The organism is Protofrankia sp. CiP1_Cm_nod4 (assembly GCF_982290645.1).
This window is the reverse complement of record NZ_CEVIVC010000045.1, coordinates 7,114-8,935: the sequence shown is the minus strand read 5'-3', so window position 1 is coordinate 8,935 and position 1,822 is coordinate 7,114. Positions and strand designations below refer to the sequence as shown.

The 1,822-nt window shown below is 71.2% G+C and carries 1 protein-coding gene; it reads right to left on the bottom strand.

The window, feature by feature from the left end; translation table 11 throughout:
• The coding region (locus tag AC5LSR_RS10975) for a Rossmann-fold NAD(P)-binding domain-containing protein (protein ID WP_493468410.1) at positions 1-1,245 on the bottom strand (1,245 nt) is incomplete at its 3' end.
• Positions 1,246-1,822 lie beyond the last annotated feature (577 nt).

The window sequence follows — 1,822 nt, the reverse complement described above, 5'->3', positions numbered from 1 at the left end:
CGCCTCCCCCGTGCCCCTCGCGCCAGGCATGCCGGACGCGCCGGATGTGTCGGACGTGTCGGGCCTGTCGTCCGCGGATACCAGTGCGAAGGGCACGGGCCGGCCCTGCCAGTGCGTGGGGATGTCGTGACGCAGGAAGTCCGCGCGCTGCGCACGCCGCCGGGCGGCGATCTCCTTCGCCCCGGCGGGCAGCCCGTCGACGAGCTCGGAGACCTCGAACAGGAACACGTCCTCGGGATCGTCGAGACGCCCGTCCGCGGCCAGCAGCGCGCCCAGGCGCCGGGCGGCTCCGCGGGCGACGTCGAGAGCCTGCAGGTAGGCGGCCTTGGCGACGCCGCGCAGCGGGATCCGTGACACGGCCAGCTTCAGCACGAGCTTCGCTCCCGGCCGCCGCGCGGCAGGCAGCCCGGCCAGCAGCTCACGCTCGGCCCGCTCGCGCGCCCGGGCCCGCTCCGCGGCGGCCAGCGCCGGGTCCTGGGTGTCGTCGCGTTCGCCGTACTGCGCGGCGAGACGGAGCACCGGCGCGGGATCCTCACGCCAGACCCGCCCGGAGACCTCGCCCTCGCGCGGGCCATGGTAGCCGTGCCTGGTGAGGAAGGCGTCGAGCGTCAGCTCCCCGCGTCCCATCCGCCACAGGTCGAAGATGATGTCGGTCTCGGCGTGCGAGCCCTGGCCGGCGACGAGCGCGTTGGCCTGCGCGTGGTCCAGACCGGCCTTCTCGATGAGGGTGAGCAGCTGGTCGTAGACCGCCTGCACCCCGATGAACACGCCGCCGGCCTGCACCCGGATCATCTCCGTGAAGCGGTCCCGGCCCTCGGCCAGCGCGTGCCGGGCGCCGGCCTCGTCGAGGGTGTCGAACCGCGGTACCCAGGCCTGCCACCAGGCCTTCGTCGGCCCGGTCCGCGCGATCACGTCCCGGCGGACGGTGGCCAGCGCGTAGGGCATCCTGGCTGCGACGAACGGCAGGCGGCGCCTGGAGCGGGCCAACGGGATGCCCGCCGGGACCTCGCCGAGCAGCTGGCGCGCGATCGCGTCCGGCCCTGAGCCGGGCAGCAGCCCGCCCATCTCGCAGAAGAAGTTGACGTTCAGGGCGGCGCGGCCGTAGAAGACGGCGGCGACGGCGTCGTTGGGATCGTCCTGCACACGGACGTCACCGGACGCGAGCGCCCCCATGCGTGCGAAGCAGTCACGAACCCCGACGTCGACCGCGGGCCCCCATAGCGACCACCCCAGGGGTGTCGCCACGCCCGGGAGTGCCTCCCCCACGTTCGTCGTGCTCCAGAAGCGTTCAGGTCGTGACTGCGTGTGTAAAGGACCGCTCGGGTCCACGCTGATGCTCATGCGGATCCTCTCCTGCTCAGGCCTCCCGATCCGGCCCGGCTACGGACGACAGGGCGGCGGGGTGCCTATTCGCCGAGTGCAGCCAGCGTTAACAAACAAGTGTTTGTTGTCAAGAGCGGGCCCGCCAGGTGCGCACGAAACAGCCGATAGGCACCAAATAACACAAATGGATGAGAAAACCCGCAATATCATGATCAGGCAGTAGGACTGGACCAGCTTCCTCCCGGAAGGCCGGTACCCGGGAGCGGACGGCCGGAGACCGCACCTTCAACCGCTGCACGGCGCGCGCAACCGCGACACGACGCGTGTCCCCGCAGTGGCTTCAGCGCCTGGCTCGGGCAGATGAGGCGTGCTCCTCGTGACCGTGCTGGAGATCGGTCACCGGCTCGAGGTCTGCCAGGACCGTCCGTAGCCAGTCTCAGCGCCACTCCGACTACGACACGATGATCATGTAGGCCGGAACCTAACGATCCGCGGGGCT